A 16,474-nucleotide genomic window follows, 5' to 3' on the forward strand; every position below is an offset into this window, starting at 1 on the left:
CTGTCTGAACAGATCCGCGCGTCATTTTGTGGATAACTCGCGAGTAAGTATTTCGCGAGATCAGGACGGGTGCGCGGAACCGGATCGGCGCCGTTCCGCGCGCGCCTCAGGGTGGATCGACCGGGATCTGGTTTGCCGGCTCGTCACGCTGCCCGGCTGCGGCCGCAAGTCAACAACTCAGGAGTAGAGAGTCCCGAATAATGGGACTCGCATCCAGTGTTCTCTCAGTTTTCGTCTCGCAAGGCGGAACAGAGGCGCGTGCTGTTGAGAAAGTTCGCACAGTCGACCTAGCGTTCATTCCACTACTCCGATCTTCGATGCTCCTACAGTGTGAGAGCGGGCGGCGAAGGTCGACGATGCAGAGAGGCATGGTGATCGTCTGTGGCAGAGTCGCCCGCGACCCCGGCTCAGCAGTCCGTGACGCGCACGGCCGCCCCTGCCGTGCCTCCCTCCCGGGTCGACATCCTCGACACCACGCTGCGCGATGGCCTGCAGATCGAGAAGACGATCGTCCCCACCGAGGTCAAGATCGCCCTCGGGCAGCAGCTCGCCGCCGCGGGCCTCACCCAGCTCGAGATCGGTGCCTTCGTCAACCCGAAGAAGGTGCCGCAGATGAGCGACACCGCTGAGGTGCTCGCCGGCCTCCAGCCGCTCGAGGACACCGGGGTCGACCTCTTCACGCTCGTCTTCAACCGGAAGGGCGCCGAGCGCGCGGCCGACGCCGGAGCGAAGAACGTCAAGCTCGTCATCTCCGCCTCCGAGGGGCACTCGCAGGCGAACTCCGACTCCTCGATCGCCCAGGCCGCCGACCGCCTGCTCGACGCGATCGACGCGCTCAAGTCCCACGGCATCCGCTACGACATCGCCACCGCGGTGAGCTTCTTCTGTCCCTTCGACAGGATCACCGACGTCGACCGGCTCCTGCCGATCCTCCGGACCTTCGTCGACGCCGGCGCCCACGGCATCGGACTGGCCGACACCGTGGGCAACTCGAACCCCGGCCTCGTGAGCCGCACGACGGCCGCGGTGCTCGCCGAGTTCCCCGGCCATCCGGTGAATCTCCACCTCCACGACACGTACAACTTCGGGATGGCCAACGTGTTCGCCGCGCTCCAGCTCGGCGTCAGCCACTTCGACGCCGCGATGGGCGGACTGGGCGGCTGCCCGTTCGCCCCGGGCGCGGCCGGCAACATCGGCACCGACGACCTCGTCCACCTCCTCCACCGGGAGGGCGTGTCCACCGGGGTCGACGTCGACCGCCTGGCCGCCGTGCGCGCCCCGCTCACCGAGGCCGTCGGGCACCCGCTCACCTCGAGCCTGTCCTCGATCCCGGCCACCCCCTCGGAGCTGCTCGCACCCCTGCCCGCCCGGACCGCAGGCGGTGCGGCATGAATCTCTCCCTCGAGGGGATCCGCGTCGTCGAGATCACCCACATGGTCATGGGGCCGAGCTGCGGCATGATCCTCGGCGACCTCGGGGCCGAGGTCATCAAGGTCGAGCCCCGCGGCGCCGGCGACAAGACCCGCTACCTGCCCGGTTCCGGGTCGGGGCTGTTCCCCACGTTCAACCGGAACAAGAAGAGCTTCCAGGCCGACCTCGACGATCCGGCCGACCTCGAGGTCGTGCGCGAGCTGCTGAGCACCGCGGACGTCCTCGTGGAGAACTTCCGGACCGGCAAGATGGCCGCGTACGGGCTCGACCACGCCACGCTCAAGCAGACCAACCCCGGGCTCGTGTCCTGCTCGCTCAAGGGATTCCAGCCCGGCCCCTACGGGGACCGTCCCGCCCTCGACGAGGTCGTCCAGATGCTCGGCGGCCTGGGCTACATGACCGGTCCTCCCGGACGCCCGCTGCGGGCCGGCGCCTCGGTCAACGACATCATGGGCGGCATGTTCGGCGTCATCGGGATCCTCAACGCCCTCATGGTCCGCGCGCGTACCGGCGAAGGCGCCGAGGTGACGAGCTCGCTGTTCGAGAACAACGCCTTCCTCGTCGGCAGCCACATGGTGCAGAGCGAGATCACCGGCCAGGAGGTGCAGCCGATGCCCAACCGCGAGGCCGCCTGGGCGGTGTACGACATCTTCCGCTCCGCCGAGGACCAGATGATCTTCGTCGCCGCAGTGAGCGACACCCAGTGGGCGGTCCTGTGCGAGGTGTTCGGCCTCACCGAGCTGTCCGCCGACCCCGCCCTCGCGGTCAACGCCGAGCGCGTCGCCCAGCGCGACCGCATCCACACAGTTCTCCAGAACGCCCTGTCCGCTCTGCCGCTGTCCCGCATCGAACAGATGTGCGACGCCGCCGGACTGCCCTACGCCAAGGTCAACGCACCCAGTGACCTCGCGGAGGACCCGCACCTGCTCCAGACCGGAGCCCTGGTGCCGACCCGGATCCCCGGCGGCAGGGAGGTGCTCGTGCCCCGACTGCCCCTGGCGATCGACGGCGAGCTCCTGCCCAAGCGCACGGACGTGCCCGCCCCCGGCGAGCACACCGCGGAGATCCTCGCCTCGCTCGGCAGGTGAGGGCGCCGGCTCCACCCATCACGCACCACCCGTACACGGACGAAGGAACCATCATGAAGTCGACGAAGATGTCTCGCCTCACCATCGGCGCCGCGGCGCTGTCCAGCCTCGCCCTCGCGCTCGCCGGCTGCCAGTCCGGCGATTCGGGCGGCTCCGGCGGAGGGGGCGGCAACTACCCCTCGAAGCCGATCAACGTCAACGCTCCCGCCGAGCCCGGCTCCGGCTGGGACACCACCGCGCGCGCCATGGTGCAGACGCTCGAGGAGGACGGGATCGTCGACGTGCCGCTGCCGGTGCAGAACAAGCCCGGCGGCACCGGCTGCTCGTGGCTCACCGAGATGATCAACAACCACGCCGGCGCGGACGACCAGATCGCGATCTCCTCCCTGGCCAACCAGACGATGAACAACCGCGGCCTGTGCGAGTACGGGCCGGACGATGCCACGATGATCGCCACCCTCTACGTCGAGAACTTCATCGTCGTCGCCCCGCAGGACGGCGAGATCACCGACATCGACGGCCTCATCAGCGCCCTCGAATCCGATCCGCAGGCCGTGCCGATCGCCGCCGCCGGTGACGACCGCCTGCCCTTCGCACTCCTCGCCGACGCCGCCGGGATCGCCCCGGCCGACCTCAACTTCGTCGACTACGAGGGCGGCGGCGAGCAGACCACCGCGCTGCTCAACGGGGACGCCAAGGTCGCGATCGCCGGCCTGAGCGAGTTCCGCGCCACCCTCGAGTCCGGCGACCTCGCCGGTGTCGTCTCCTTCGCACCCGAGCCGCTCGCCGCCCCGTTCGACTCCGTGCCGACCGCCGTCGACTCCGGATACGACGTCACGCTCGCCAACTGGCGCGGCGTGTACGGCCCGGCCGACATGCCCGAGGAAGCCGTGACCTACTGGGAGGAGACGCTCCAGGAGATGGTCGAGTCGCCGTCCTGGCAGGAGACCGTCGAGAAGAACCAGTGGTCGCCGGAGTTCCTCACCGGTGAGGAGATGGAGACCTACATCTCCGAGGCGGATGAGACCGTCGCCGAGGGCGTCGAGAAGACCGAGATCGGAAGCTGAGCATGACAGCAGCACCCGGGTCGTCCCCGCGCCCGACCGCGAGGAAGGTCGACCGCTCCGACCTCGGCGCGGGGATCGTCGTCGCGCTCGTCGGGATCGCGTTCTTCCTCGAGACCCTGCGGATCAAGCGCACCGGCGACGTCGTCGGACCGGAGACCCTGCCGGCGATCGTCGGCATCGGTCTGCTGATCCTCGGCGTGCTCCTCGCGGTGTCCGCCTTCCGGAAGCACCGGGCCACGCCCGAGGAGCTCATGGAGCGGACGCTCGCCGACACCGCGGACCCGGAGTCCGCGGACGGCGACGCGCCGGCCGCGCCGCCGGCGCCGGTGTCGACCCGGGTGCTGCTCAACTTCGCCGTCTTCTTCGGCTACCTCTTCATCTTCATCCCGGTCGGGTTCCTGCTCTCCACGGCGGTGTTCCTGTTCGCGATGACGACCCTGTACAACCGACGCAAGTGGATCCGGAACCTCGTGTTCTCCGTGGTCTTCTCCGCAGTGATCTACTTCGCCTTCAAGAACGGACTCGGCGTGTACCTCCCGCCGGGGATCCTGGGCTAGGGGAGGACCGACATGGAAACGCTCCAGAACCTCGGCGGCGGCTTCGCCGAGGCCATCCAGCCCATGAGCCTGCTCTTCGCGCTGCTCGGCGTGCTGCTCGGCACCGTCGTCGGCGTGCTCCCCGGGATCGGCCCGATCAGCGCGATCGCGATCCTCATCCCGGTGTCGTTCGGGATGGAGCCGGTCCACGGCCTCATCATGCTGTGCGGCATCTACTACGGCTCGATGTACGGCGGCTCGATCACCGCCACCCTCATCAAGACCCCCGGCGAAGTGGCGAGCGCCGTCACCGCGATCGACGGCTACGAGATGGCTCGCCGCGGACGTGCGCGTGCCGCACTCGCGACCGCCGCCATCGGCTCGTTCATCGCCGGCACCCTGGCGATCATCGGCCTGTCGTTCCTGTCGCCGGTCCTCGTCCAGGCCGCCCGGATCTTCGGCGCCAGCGAGTACTTCCTCCTCATGCTCATGGCGCTGCTCCTCGCCTCGTCGATGTCGACGGGCTCGCGGATCAAGTCGCTCGTGTCGATCCTCATCGGCCTGGGCGTCGGGCTCATCGGCCTCGACTTCCAGACCGGGCTGCCGCGCCAGACCTTCGGGCTCGACGTGCTCCGCGACGGGATCGACTTCACGATCTTCGCGATGGCGCTGTTCGCGATCCCCGAGGCGATCCGGCAGCTGTCGATCGCCTTCGCCCCGGGCACCGACGAGATCCAGAAGATCGAGTCCGGCCCGTGGATGACGAAGGACGACTGGCGCCGGTCGGCCGCACCCTGGGGCCGCGGCTCCGTGCTCGGGTTCATCATCGGCGTGCTGCCCGGCGTCGGCCCGTCGCTCGCGTCGTTCATGTCCTACATCATGGAGAAGCGGATCTCGAAGACCCCCGAGCGGTTCGGCAAGGGCGCGATCGAGGGCGTCGCCGGCCCCGAGGCGGCGAACAACGCCGGCGTCGGCGGTGCGATGATCCCGCTGTTCAGCCTCGGCATCCCTGGTTCGGCGACGACTGCGCTGCTGCTCTTCGTATTCACCATGTACGGCCTCCAGCCCGGCCCGCTGCTGTTCGAGCAGGAGTCGACGCTCATCTGGACGATCATCGCGAGCATGTACATCGGCAACATCGCGCTCGTCGTGCTCAACCTCCCGCTCGTCGGGATCTTCGTCAAGCTCCTCAAGCTCCCGCCGGAGCTGCTGTTCGGCGCGATCCTCGTCCTCGTGTGCGTGGGCACCTACGCGATCAAGTTCAGCCTCACCGGCATGCTCATGCTCGGGGTGTTCGGCGCCATCGGGTACCTCATGGAGAAGTTCGGGTTCCCTCTCGCCCCGGCGATCCTCGCGCTCGTCCTCGTGCCGCTGCTCGAGGACAACTTCCGCCGCCTGCTCCAGATCTCCGGCGGCAGCCTCATGCCCTTCGTCACCCGCCCGGTGTCGCTCGCGCTCGTCATCGCGATCGTGCTCGGCATCGTCGGTCCGATCATCCTCCGCGCTGTGCTGCGCCGCCGCGCCGCCCGCTCCGCGGTGTCGGTGTGAGAGGCGGGGGACGCCGCAGATGAGCGCGGTCGGGGTGATCGACAAGTGCGCGGCGATCCTCGGGCTCATCGCGGGCAATGCGCTGTCCGGCGCCGAGGTGTGCGCGCGGCTGGGCATGTCCCGCTCGACCGGCTACCGGCTGCTCCAGGCGCTCGAGGAGCACCGGTTCATCGAGCGAGGGTCGTCGGGCGACTACGTGCTCGGCCCGTTCCCGGCGAACCGGCCCACCGCGGACGTGCTCGAGGTGCTCACCTCGATCCGCAACCTCACCGGGGAATCGGTGCAGCTGTGGATGCGGCACGGGAACGTCCGGGCGTGCGTGATCTCCGTCGAATCCCGCAACGAGCTGCGGATCTCCAAGAACGCCGGGTCGGCGCTGCCGCTCGCCGAAGGCGGGTCCGCCGCGCTCGCCCTGCTCGGCCCCCTCGACGGCACCGAGCTCTACCTCACCCGGCAGGCGCGACGGGCCGGCACCGGATCCGCGAGCGTCGCGTTCGCCGCCGGGGACGACGCGCTCGCGGTCTGCGTGTCCTTCCCACTGGCGCGCATGCCCGCCGACATCGAGAGCGACATCGGGATGCACCTGCGGCAGGCCGCCACCGTGCTCGCCCACAGCCTCACCGGCAGCGAATCGCTCGAGGTGCTGCGGGCGGTCGCCCAGGCCGCGACCGTGCAGTAGCGGCCTGCGGCTAGACTCCCGGCATGGCGAAGAAGCAGACACTCCCGCGGGACGTGGTCACCGCCGTGCTCGCGACCGCCGATCCCGAGGAGCAGCTCGCGCTCCTCGCCGGATACAGCGCGGACGCCGCCATCGGGTATTCCAAGGACACGCTCCTCGGGACCCGGGGCTGTTCCGCGGAGCTCGCCCGGAGGCTCGTCGCACTGGGTGCGACCGTGAATGCGCGCAACCGGCACCAGGCCACGCCGCTGCATTCCCGGGCCGGCGGCTGGGACGACTCCGCGGCCGTGCTCCTCGAGCTCGGAGCCGACGTCCATGCCGTCGACGCCGCGGGCGCCACCCCGCTGCACGCGGCCGCTCAGCGCTCCCAGCCGGAAGCCGTCCGGCTCCTGCTGGCGCACGGGGCGCAGGTGGACCCCCGGGACTCGCGCGGCCGGACTCCGCTCGAGGTCGCCCTCCGCTTGGCCCGGAACACCGACCTGCCGGGGACCGTCGTGGTCGCCGAACTTCTCCTCGCGGCCGGGGCCGCGCGCACTCCGGAGATGCCCGCGGCGGTGACGAAGCTCGGGCAGGCCTTCGAGTTCCATCGCACGGATTCCGAGTTCTTCCGTTCGGTCGAACCGGCACTCCACCGTCTGTGCGCGATGTTCGGCGTGGAACCACCGGTGCGCCGCGTCCTGCACGACGGCACCGCGCCGATCGTCATTCCGATTGACGTCACGATGGGGGAGCGGTTCCGGTACCTGTGGGACCGCCTGGTGCCCGGATCCGGGGCCGCCGCCACGCTGCAGGGAGAGCTCGTGCGGATCGTCGGGCGCCTCGGACACGAGATCCTCGGCAACGGCGCGGCCAACTGGGACGCCGATTTCACCGCGATGGTCGACGCGGTCCCGCGGATCCTCGCCACCGGTGCGCCGCCGCCTGCGGCCGAGGTGGACCGGGTCCTCGCGGCCGCCGGTCCTCTCCGAGCGGGACGCGCCGACGGCGGCGTCATCGGCCTGCTCGAGAGCGCGGCCGTCCACTGGATCGAGGCGAACCCGGAGCCGATTCCCACCGGTCGCGCCTTCTGCGCACGCTGAGGCGGCACGGTGCGCATGCACTAGGCTGGAGGGACTATGGCCACTGACTTTCCTTCCGAGATCGCTGCCCTGCAGCAGACCTTCGCCTCGATCCGCGAGGTGTCCGACGTCGACCAGCTGCGGTCCGAGGTGAATGAGCTGACCGAAGCCGCCGCCGCTCCCGATCTGTGGGACGACCCGGAGGCCGCCCAGCAGGTCACCTCGAAGCTCTCGCACAAGCAGGCGACCCTGGAGAAGCTCGAGCGCTTCGACTCCCGCATCGAGGACGTCGAGCTCCTCGTGTCCATGGCCGAGGACGAGGACGACGCGGAGACCCTCGCGGAGGCCGAGGCGGAGATCGCGAAGCTGCGCCGCGAGCTCGGCGCCCTCGAGATCTCCACGCTCCTGTCCGGGGAGTACGACGAGCGCGCCGCGGTCATCACCGTGCGCTCCGGAGCCGGCGGCGACGACGCCACGGACTTCGCCCAGACGCTCGCCCGGATGTACGTCCGCTGGGCCGAGTCGAAGGAGTACGGCGTCCAGGAACTCGACACCTCCTACGCCGAGGGCGCGGGAGTGAAGTCCGCGACGATCCAGGTCAACGCGCCGTACGCCTACGGCACGCTGTCCGTCGAGGCCGGCACCCATCGCCTCGTGCGGATCAGCCCCTTCGACAACCAGGGCCGCCGCCAGACCTCGTTCGCCGCGGTCGAGGTGGTCCCGCTCATCGAGTCGAGCGATCACGTCGACATCGACGAGAACGACCTCCGCATCGACGTCTACCGGTCCTCCGGCCCCGGCGGGCAGTCGGTCAACACCACCGACTCCGCGGTCCGCATCACCCACGTCCCAACGGGGACCGTGGTGAGCATGCAGAACGAGAAGTCCCAGATCCAGAACCGGGCCGCCGCGATGCGCGTCCTCCAGTCCCGTCTGCTCCAGCTCAAGAAGGAGCAGGAGGCGGCCGAGCGCAAGGACCTCGCCGGCGACATCAAGGCGAGCTGGGGCGACCAGATGCGCTCGTACGTCACCCACCCGTACCAGATGGTCAAGGACCTCCGGACCGGCTACGAGGTCAACAACCCGCAGGCGGTGTTCGACGGCGACCTCGACGGCTTCCTCGAAGCCGGCATCCGGTGGCGCAAGGAGGAGCAGAAGGCCGCCGAGGCGGAGGCCGCCTCTCCCTGATCGGTGTCGTCCCGCACCGGCAACGGTGCAGGCGGCAGACGACGGTGCCCCGGATCGATGGGATTCGATCCGGGGCACCGTCGTGTTCGCCCGCCGCAGCGGTAGGGCTCCGTCAGACGCTGGACCCGGAACTCGTGGGCCGATCGTCGCCGGTGCCGTCCGTGGGGGTGTCGTCGCCCTCGGTGGTGTTCGCCGCGGGCACACTGTCCTCGGTGGTGGTCACGGTAGCCTCGGTCGCGTCCACGGTGTCGGCGGTGCGCGTGTCCTCGGCCACCGGGGCGCCGTCGGCGGTGATGCGGTCGGCCGGGGCACCGGTCTCGGTGCGCGTATCGACCTCATCGACCGGCTCTCCGCTCGACTCCGCGGGCGCGGCATCGGCAGACGCATCCCGCTCAGTTTTGTCCTCCGGTGTTCCCGGGGTGTGTCGCTCGACCGGGGCGGTGTCGTCCCCGTCGATCGTCCCCTCGTCGAGCTCCGAGCGATCCTCTTCGCGCTCCGCGTGGGGCGTCGTCGAGTCGGTGATCTGCTGCTCGTCGGCGTGGGCGGGTGCGTGGGCCGCGTCCGCGTCGTCACCGACGGTGTCCGAGGCGCCCTTGACCCCCGAGCTGCTCACGTCGAGGCGCTCGTGGTCCTGCGGTGCGTCCGGGCCGCCGGGCTCCGTCGCCGCCGCCTGCGCGCCGGGGGAGTCGGCGTCGGCATCCGCCGGCGCTTCGTCGGTGTCGGCTGCAGCTGCCGCTGCTGCCGGAGCCGAGGCGTCCGCGCCGGGATCGGCGGTCGTATCGGTGGAATCCGGTGCTGCGGCCGCCGACTCGTCGGCAGTCTCATCGTCGGCAGCACCCTCTCCAACGGTCTCGTCGGTGGGGGAGTCGTCCGTGGTGTCCGGCCGGTCGTCTCCGGTCGCGTCCTCCGTCGTCGCACCCTCGGCGGCAGTGCCTTCGGCAGGTGCGTCTGCGGAATCCGCGGTCGCTGCTTCGGCGGCGTTCTCATCGGCCGTCTCCGGCGTTGCCGAGGAACCCTCGGCCGCTGAGGCCTCGGTGGAGGCGTCGACTGCTGCTGTGGATTCCCCGGCGGGCTCCGTGGCCTCCGTGTCGGTGTCGGCGGCCGTCTCCTCCGGTGCCGAGGCCTCCGGGGTGTCGGCCACAGCCGCGCTCTCGGCAGACTCGTCCTCGACGGAGTCCTCCTTCACCACTCTGTCCTCGGGGCTCGTGTCCTCGTCTGCCGCATCGCTCTCGGCAGCTGTCTTCTCCTCGTCGACAGGGGCGTCGTCCGCGGCAGCCGCCTCGGCGGTCGTCGTCTCTTCGGGAGCAGCGGCGTCATCCGCCGCGCTCGCCTCGGCGTCGGCGGCTTCCTCGGCGGCTGCGGTCTCCTCCGGCTCCTCCACCTCGGGCTCCGGCTCGGGCTCGGGCTCCGGGGGTGTGGGCGGGGTGTAGTCGAGGTTGTAGTGCGCGTAGACGCGGATGGCCTGCTCGTCGCTGAGCGGATCGGCGTCGATCGCCGGGGCCGAGGAGATCGTGCTCTTCCGGAAGGGCACCCACACGCCCGACTCGCTCACCGTGGCGGTGGCGAGCGGCATGAGGGAGTTCGAGCCGAACAGCCCGGTGTTCACCGCAACGATGTGCGCGGTGCCCGTGATGTCGTGATGGATGTGGGACACCCTGCCGGCCTTCCGGCTCGACACGTCGAAGACCACCGCATCGGTCAGCGGGTCGCGGACGAAGGTGTGCGCTTCCGACGCGCCGGAGCCGTTCTCGTCGTGGGCGGCGTCATCCTGTGTGGTGCCGGTGTCCTTGCTCATTCGGGCGCTCCTCGCGTCGGCATCGTTCCCTGTCATGTGGTGTGTCCCACTCTACGGCGGCGGGCCCGACTTGGGAACGCCGACCCCGCCCTGCGGGCGGTGCCCGAGCACGACGAAGGGCCGGTCCCGCAGCTGCGGGACCGACCCCTCGAGCGATCAGCGGATCAGGTCGCGAGGACCTGGGCGATCAGTGGCGGGCGTCGCGTCCGTCCACGTCACCGCGTCCGTCCACACCACGGGTGTCGGTTTCGACGTCGATCTGCTCCTTGTGGACCTCACCGGACACGGTCTCGGAGTCGGTCACGGTGCGCTTGCCGACGTTGACCTTCTCGGTCGCGACGGTCTCCTTGTCGACGACCGGGCGCTCCTCGCGGAGGGTGACGGTCTCGTCGGCTCCGCCCTTCGGATCGATCTTCCCGGTCCGCGCCTCGGCGGAGTTCGGGTCGATCTTCTCGCGCTCGACCACGAGCTCCTCGCGCTGGACGGGGACCTCGACCTGCTGGTTCTCGGTCACGACGCGCTTGCGCAGGCGGGCCTTGCCGGCCTCGCGCTGCTCGGTGCCGACCTTGAGGCGCTCCTCGTGGGCGACGACCTGCTCGCCCTCGACTCCGCGGCGGTCGCCGTCACGCACGTCGCGGCCACCGGCGTTGACGTCGCGGTCGGCGGCAACGCGGCCGTCGACGTCACGGCGATCGGCGTCGCGGTCGACGGTGCCGGCCGCACCTGCGGTGCCGGCGGCAGCGGTGCGGTCGGAGTCGACCCGTCCGTCGCGGTCGCCGTGGATGCGGCTGTCGCGGTCGGTGTCGACGCGGCCGTCATCGTCGTAGGACAGGCTGTAGTACTCGAAGATGCGACGCTCCTCGGCGGGATCGAGGTGTCCGTCGGCGTCGATGTTCGGCGCGTCCTTGATGAAGTCCTTGGTGAACGGGACGGTGAAGCCGTCCTCGGTCCGCGTGGCGGCGTTGAGCGGCACGAACGTCTCGTTGGTGCCGAACAGACCGGTCTTCACGGTGGCGAACTTCGGCTCGTCGGTCTGGTCGTCGAGGTAGACCTGGCCGATGGAGCCGACCTTGGAGTTGTCCTGGTCGTAGACCGTGGCGTTGTTCAGGCTGTCGAGATCGAAACGATCGTTCATGGATCTCATTCCTCTCTGTCGTGGTGCGTACTTCTTCCGGCCCGCCGTGCAGGCCCTGACCTCTTCACCTTCTCGCTTCCGCGGCCGCCGCGCCAGCGCAGAGGGACCATCTGCGCGATCTCAAGGCAACTTGGCAGTAGGAGTACAAGGAACCTTGATTCGTTATTCGCTTGCGCTCCATCTGATTGGGTGTAATCTTCTCTATCGCGCGCCCCGGGGTGGGTCTCCCGCGACACGGAGGCCCGGGGGAGCGGCCGCCACGACACGCGGGTCCGGGTTCGGTCAGCACCGCCCCGTGTCCCCGCGTCCCGGGTCGCGGGGACACGCCCCGGCCGTTCGGGCGCCGGGTCCGGCGATCCCGGTCGGATGCTCCGTATAGTCGGAGTGTTCCCCGTCCTCCAGGCGATTGAGATACTGCTGCGTGATCACCTTCGAATCGGTGACGAAGACCTATGATTCCAAGGCCGAACCTGCCCTCGACGACGTCTCCTTCACCGCCGAGGCCGGGGAGTTCGTCTTCCTCGTCGGCGCCTCGGGCTCGGGCAAGTCGACGGTGATCCGCCTCGTCCTCCGCGAGGAGGTCCCGACCCGCGGTCGGATCCGCGTGGCGGGGAAGTCGATCGTGCGGATGCCGTCCTGGAAGGTGCCCTACCTGCGGCGCAGCATCGGCACCGTGTTCCAGGACTTCCGCCTGCTGCCGAACAAGAACGTCTTCGACAACGTCGCCTTCGCGCTCCAGGTCATCGGCAAGTCCTCGGCGGCGATCTCCACCCTCGTGCCCGACGTCCTCGAGACCGTGGGCCTCCAGGGCAAGCACAAGCGGCTGCCCCACGAGCTCTCCGGCGGCGAGCAGCAGCGCGTCGCGATCGCCCGCGCCGTCGTCAACAAGCCCGGCATCCTCCTCGCCGACGAGCCCACCGGCAACCTCGACCCGATGACCTCGACCGACATCATGGATGTGCTCGACCGGATCAACCGCAACGGCACCACCGTCCTCATGGCCACCCACGACGGCGACATCGTCAACCGGATGGGACGGCGCGTCATCGAGCTGCGCGACGGCTCGATCGTGCGCGACGACGAGCGCGGAACGTACCAGGTGGGCGCATGAGGCTCTCGTTCATCTTCTCGGAGGTCCTCGTCGGCCTCAAGCGCAACGTCTCGATGGTCCTCTCCGTCGTCCTCGTGACCTTCGTGTCGCTCCTGTTCGTCGGTTCGGCGATCCTTCTCCAGATGCAGATCAACGGGATGAAGGACTACTGGTACGACCGCGTCCAGGTGGCCCTCTTCCTCTGCCCGCCGGACTCCGAGGTGCCGACGTGCGCCGCGGGCGAGGCGACCGAGGAGCAGAAGCAGGCGATCAGCGCCGCGCTCGACGGCGAGGACCTCGCGCCCTATGTCGAGGAGGTCCACTTCGAGGACCGGGCGATGGCGCATGCGCTGTTCGAGGAGCAGTTCGCCGGCACCTCGCTCGAGGGCACGATCCCCGAGGAGCAGATGCAGGAGTCGTACCGCATCAAGCTCACCGATGCCGAGCAGTACGAGATCATCAACGAGTACTTCTCCGCCACCCCCGGGGTCGAGGAGGTCGTCGACCAGAACCAGCTCCTCGACCAGCTGTTCTCGCTGATGAACGTCGCCACCGCGGTCGCGCTCGCCATCGCGGTGATCATGCTCCTATGCGCGGTGCTCCTCATCGCGACGACGATCCGCCTGTCGGCCTATTCCCGCCGCCGCGAGACCGGGATCATGCGCCTCGTCGGGGCCTCCAACGCCTTCATCCAGATGCCGTTCATCCTCGAGGGCGTCATCGCCGCGGTGATCGGTGCGCTGCTCGCCGCGCTCGTCCTCGGGCTCGTCGTGCAGTTCGGCGTCCAGGGCTGGCTCCAGGAGCAGGCCGCGAGCTTCGAGCTCATCTCCCTGGGCGACATCCTCCTCGTCGCCCCCGTCCTCGTCGTCATCGGCATCCTCATGGCCGGGGTGTCCTCCGTCCTCACCCTGCGCCGGTACATGAAGGTCTGATCGCATGATTCGCACCCGCTCCTGGAGCCGTACGCAGCACGGGCCGATCGCTCGCCTCGGCCGCCCGGCCGTGCCCGGCGGCGACCCGGTCGACCGCACTCGCCCGGGCGTCCTGCACCGCGCACGGCGGCGCACCGTCCTCGCCGCCACGGCTGCCGCGCTCACCGTCCTCCTGCCCGTCGCCGGCCTCGCCGCGAACCCGCAGGAGAAGAAGGATGCGGTCGACGAGCGCGTCGACGAGCTCACCCGCGAGTTCCAGGGGCTCGACGAGGAGCTCGCGCGGGTCATCGCGGAGAAGGAGGCCGCCGAGGAGGCGATGCCCGAGGCCGAGGACGCGCTGACCCGGGCCGAGGACGAGCTCGCCGAGGCGGAGCGCCACGACGAGGAGCTCGCCGCCCGCATGACCTCGGCGCAGAACGCGCAGGACGATCTGCGGACCGAGATCGACGAGGGCGAGCAGGAGCTCGAGGAGAGCCAGGGCGCGGTCACCCGGATCGCCCGCCAGGCCTATCAGAACTCAGGCGTGACCTCGGACCTCGCGCTGCTCCTGCAGATGGCGTCGAGCGAGAACGGCGCCCAGGGCCTGGGACGCGTGGACTCCGCCGTCCGCTCCCAGCAGCGGACCATCACCCGGCTGTCCGAGCAGCGGACGACGAACCGGAACAACCAGGACCGGCTTGACGCGATCGCCGTGGAGATCGAGGACCTCAAGGAGGAGGCGGCCGCCGCTGTGCTCACCAAGGCCGCTGCCGAACAGGATGCCCGGCAGCGCAAGACCGACCTCGATTCGCTCATCGACACCAAGGACCGGGCGTCGCAGACGATCGAGGACAACCGGGCGCGGACCGAGGAGGAGCTCGAGCGTCAGCGGGAGGAGCAGGAGCGCCTCGCCGAGGAGGTCGAGAAGTGGGAGCGGGAGGCCGCGGAGCGCGGCGAGACGCTGCCTGGCAACGGCGAGCTGCGCAACCCCGCGCCGGGGTATCCGATCACCTCGCCGTTCGGCTACCGCATCCATCCGATCACCGGTTCGCGTCGCCTCCACACCGGCACCGATTTCGGTATCCCGTGCGGGGATCCCGTCCGGGCGTCGGGCGACGGCATCGTCGTGTCCGCCGGCTGGGGCGGGGGCTACGGCAACCGCGTCGTGGTCTCCCACGGCAAGGTCGACGGGCAGAACATCGCCTCGACCTACAACCACAACACCCGCATCACCGTGCGCGCCGGGGACCGGGTCTCGCAGGGCGACGTCATCGCCCGGGCCGGCACGACGGGGTCGTCGACCGGCTGCCATCTCCACTTCGAGATCATGCAGAACGGCGCCTACGTCAACCCGATGCCCTTCATCCAGTAGGTCCGCCGCCGCGCACCGGGCCTGTACACTGGTGGATCTGTGCTCGGCACCGGAACGGACCGGCCGTGCACCCAGCGCAGGCGCCGAACCGGCGCACGGAATCAGCCCGGGAGGAGGGACATGGCCAAGGGAAGCGGGAAGAAGGCGGCCGCCGCAGCGCCGAAGACCGGCGGCAAGGACTCGATCACGACGATCGCGCGCAACCGCAAGGCGCGCCACGACTACCACATCGAGGACACCTACGAAGCCGGACTCGTCCTCACCGGCACCGAGGTCAAGTCCCTCCGCGAAGGGCGCGCATCCCTCACCGACGGGTTCGGCCTGATCTTCCAGGGCGAGGCGTGGCTCGAGGGCGTCTACATCCCCGAGTACCTCCAGGGCACGTGGACGAACCATGCCGCTCGACGGAGGCGGAAGATGCTCCTCCACCGGGACGAGATCCTCAAGATCTCCCACAAGCTCAAGGAGTCAGGTCGGACCCTCGTGCCGCTCGAGCTCTACTTCGTCGGGTCGCGGGTCAAGGTCGAGATCGCGGTGGCGCGCGGCAAGAAGGACTGGGACAAGCGGCAGGCCCTGCGGGAGAAGCAGGATGCGCGCGAAGCACAGCGGGCGATGTCCCTGCGACGCAATATGTGACCAGCTGCACCCTGTGGGAATTGCTGTGGACAACCGCGTGTATCAGGCCTGCGAGATGATGTCCACTTTCGAGCCGGTTGTCTGTCCTACCTCTCTCACCTGCAACGATGATGGTTCTCCACAGGGAGTGCCATGAGATGTGCAGAACCCGGGATGAACTGTGGACGACGGTGTGGAAACCGCGCGGATCCGCGGATCGCGGGGCCTCGGCGCTCGGGTTCGATTGCTCGGTTCGAGCGGCTGGGTCTGGGAGCTCCGAGGCCGGGTGCTCGCGGCGCGGGAATGAAAGTGGACGGCCGGCGGTTGTGAGGAGTAGCATCAGCAGTCCGGCTCGATGGCTGTGCGGGTTCGCTTCCGTGCAGGCGCGGCCGGTGTGGTAACTGAATAAGGGGATGATCGGTTTCGACGTCGGACATGGCGTCGGGAGAAGCGGGCCGAGAATGCAGAGTCAACTCGTTAATGTCCTCTGCAAAACAATAGGTGCTAAATCCAATAACCGCACCGATTTCGCCCTCGCCGCCTGATAGCGCGAGCTGCGAATCCGTCAGCCTAGAGTTGCTTCCGCTCTAGCTCCTGGCGTCAGCAAGGAAGCCACTGCTGCCGGTACATGTTGGGGGTGCCGGCGGGACTCTTACTCAACTCCGTTCGTTGGATCACGTGTTCGTGCGATGACCAGGACCTAAGAAGCTGCTTCACGAACTGCGCCCGGAGAAGACCCGGTAAAATGCTGACGGACGCGGGTTCGATTCCCGCCATCTCCACGCTAGAGCCTCGGAATCCTTAGTGATTCCGGGGCTCTTCCGCTTTCTGGCGCGGAATCTAGGCCCTCTCGGTGTGGTCAGTAGTGTTCACAATCACTCACAGAGTAGCATGGTGTTGGTCAATCGGTGGGTCATGGGTGGTCCCATTTGGTCCAAAACCGGTCAACTGGAGGGGGAGC

The 16,474-nt window shown here is 69.2% G+C and carries 14 protein-coding genes and 1 other RNA gene; 13 read left to right on the plus strand and 2 right to left on the minus strand.

The genetic code is table 11. The features are described from left to right. The first annotated feature begins 381 nt into the window (after nucleotides 1–381). Genes C1A17_RS13670 through prfB form a run of 8 tightly spaced genes read left to right on the plus strand, consistent with a single transcriptional unit; the run spans nucleotide 382 to nucleotide 8,595 of the window. Nucleotides 382–1,392, plus strand: coding sequence for a hydroxymethylglutaryl-CoA lyase (locus C1A17_RS13670; RefSeq protein WP_245873766.1), 1,011 nt, complete (start codon nucleotides 382–384; stop codon nucleotides 1,390–1,392). Next, nucleotides 1,389–2,519, plus strand: coding sequence for a CaiB/BaiF CoA transferase family protein (locus C1A17_RS13675; protein ID WP_101653490.1), 1,131 nt, complete (start codon nucleotides 1,389–1,391; stop codon nucleotides 2,517–2,519). Before C1A17_RS13670 ends, C1A17_RS13675 begins: the two co-directional genes overlap by 4 nt. A gap of 53 nt (nucleotides 2,520–2,572) precedes the next feature. Next, nucleotides 2,573–3,586 (plus strand): tripartite tricarboxylate transporter substrate binding protein, encoded by a 1,014-nt coding sequence (locus C1A17_RS13680; RefSeq protein ID WP_245873767.1) that lies wholly within the window; start codon nucleotides 2,573–2,575, stop codon nucleotides 3,584–3,586. 2 nt (nucleotides 3,587–3,588) lie between these two features. Further along, nucleotides 3,589–4,143 carry a tripartite tricarboxylate transporter TctB family protein gene (locus C1A17_RS13685; RefSeq protein WP_101653491.1) on the plus strand — a complete coding sequence of 185 codons (555 nt, stop codon included), beginning with the start codon at nucleotides 3,589–3,591 and terminating at the stop codon, nucleotides 4,141–4,143. A 12-nt stretch (nucleotides 4,144–4,155) separates the two neighbouring features. Then, nucleotides 4,156–5,670 (plus strand): tripartite tricarboxylate transporter permease, encoded by a 1,515-nt coding sequence (locus C1A17_RS13690; RefSeq protein ID WP_101653492.1) that lies wholly within the window; start codon nucleotides 4,156–4,158, stop codon nucleotides 5,668–5,670. Between the two features lie 19 nt (nucleotides 5,671–5,689). Then, the gene (locus C1A17_RS13695; protein ID WP_101653493.1) at nucleotides 5,690–6,349 is read left to right on the plus strand and encodes a helix-turn-helix domain-containing protein; all 660 of its coding nucleotides are present in this window, start codon (nucleotides 5,690–5,692) and stop codon (nucleotides 6,347–6,349) included. 23 nt (nucleotides 6,350–6,372) lie between these two features. Further along, nucleotides 6,373–7,428: an ankyrin repeat domain-containing protein gene (locus tag C1A17_RS13700; protein WP_101653494.1), complete on the plus strand. Its 1,056-nt coding sequence runs from the start codon at nucleotides 6,373–6,375 to the stop codon at nucleotides 7,426–7,428. Nucleotides 7,429–7,464: 36 nt separating this feature from the next. Beyond that, nucleotides 7,465–8,595, plus strand: coding sequence for a peptide chain release factor 2 (gene prfB / locus C1A17_RS13705; RefSeq protein ID WP_101653495.1), 1,131 nt, complete (start codon nucleotides 7,465–7,467; stop codon nucleotides 8,593–8,595). A gap of 112 nt (nucleotides 8,596–8,707) precedes the next feature. Here prfB and C1A17_RS13710 read toward each other — a convergent pair whose 3' ends face one another. Together C1A17_RS13710 and C1A17_RS13715 are read right to left on the minus strand one after the other, a co-directional pair. Next, complete coding sequence (locus C1A17_RS13710) at nucleotides 8,708–10,390, minus strand: hypothetical protein (protein ID WP_101653496.1); 1,683 nt, start codon at nucleotides 10,388–10,390, stop codon at nucleotides 8,708–8,710. A 187-nt stretch (nucleotides 10,391–10,577) separates the two neighbouring features. Next, complete coding sequence (locus C1A17_RS13715) at nucleotides 10,578–11,525, minus strand: PRC and DUF2382 domain-containing protein (protein ID WP_101653497.1); 948 nt, start codon at nucleotides 11,523–11,525, stop codon at nucleotides 10,578–10,580. Between the two features lie 421 nt (nucleotides 11,526–11,946). On the opposite strand from C1A17_RS13715, the gene ftsE reads away from it, so the two are divergent. The 5 genes from ftsE to ssrA all read left to right on the plus strand — a co-directional run bounded on the left by ftsE (nucleotide 11,947) and on the right by ssrA (nucleotide 16,298). Then, nucleotides 11,947–12,636 carry a cell division ATP-binding protein FtsE gene (ftsE, locus tag C1A17_RS13720; RefSeq protein WP_101653498.1) on the plus strand — a complete coding sequence of 230 codons (690 nt, stop codon included), beginning with the start codon at nucleotides 11,947–11,949 and terminating at the stop codon, nucleotides 12,634–12,636. After that, nucleotides 12,633–13,547: a permease-like cell division protein FtsX gene (gene ftsX, locus C1A17_RS13725; RefSeq protein ID WP_101653499.1), complete on the plus strand. Its 915-nt coding sequence runs from the start codon at nucleotides 12,633–12,635 to the stop codon at nucleotides 13,545–13,547. The genes ftsE and ftsX overlap by 4 nt, the downstream gene beginning before the upstream one ends. A 4-nt stretch (nucleotides 13,548–13,551) precedes the next feature. Beyond that, complete coding sequence (locus C1A17_RS13730; RefSeq protein WP_101653500.1) at nucleotides 13,552–14,898, plus strand: peptidoglycan DD-metalloendopeptidase family protein; 1,347 nt, start codon at nucleotides 13,552–13,554, stop codon at nucleotides 14,896–14,898. Between the two features lie 120 nt (nucleotides 14,899–15,018). Then, nucleotides 15,019–15,534 (plus strand): SsrA-binding protein SmpB, encoded by a 516-nt coding sequence (gene smpB / locus C1A17_RS13735; protein ID WP_245873769.1) that lies wholly within the window; start codon nucleotides 15,019–15,021, stop codon nucleotides 15,532–15,534. Nucleotides 15,535–15,922: 388 nt separating this feature from the next. After that, nucleotides 15,923–16,298, plus strand: a transfer-messenger RNA (tmRNA) gene (ssrA, locus tag C1A17_RS13740). The last annotated feature ends 176 nt before the right edge of the window (nucleotides 16,299–16,474 follow it).

Source organism: Brevibacterium ihuae, assembly GCF_900184225.1.
Classification (GTDB): Bacteria; Actinomycetota; Actinomycetes; order Actinomycetales; family Brevibacteriaceae; genus Brevibacterium; species Brevibacterium ihuae.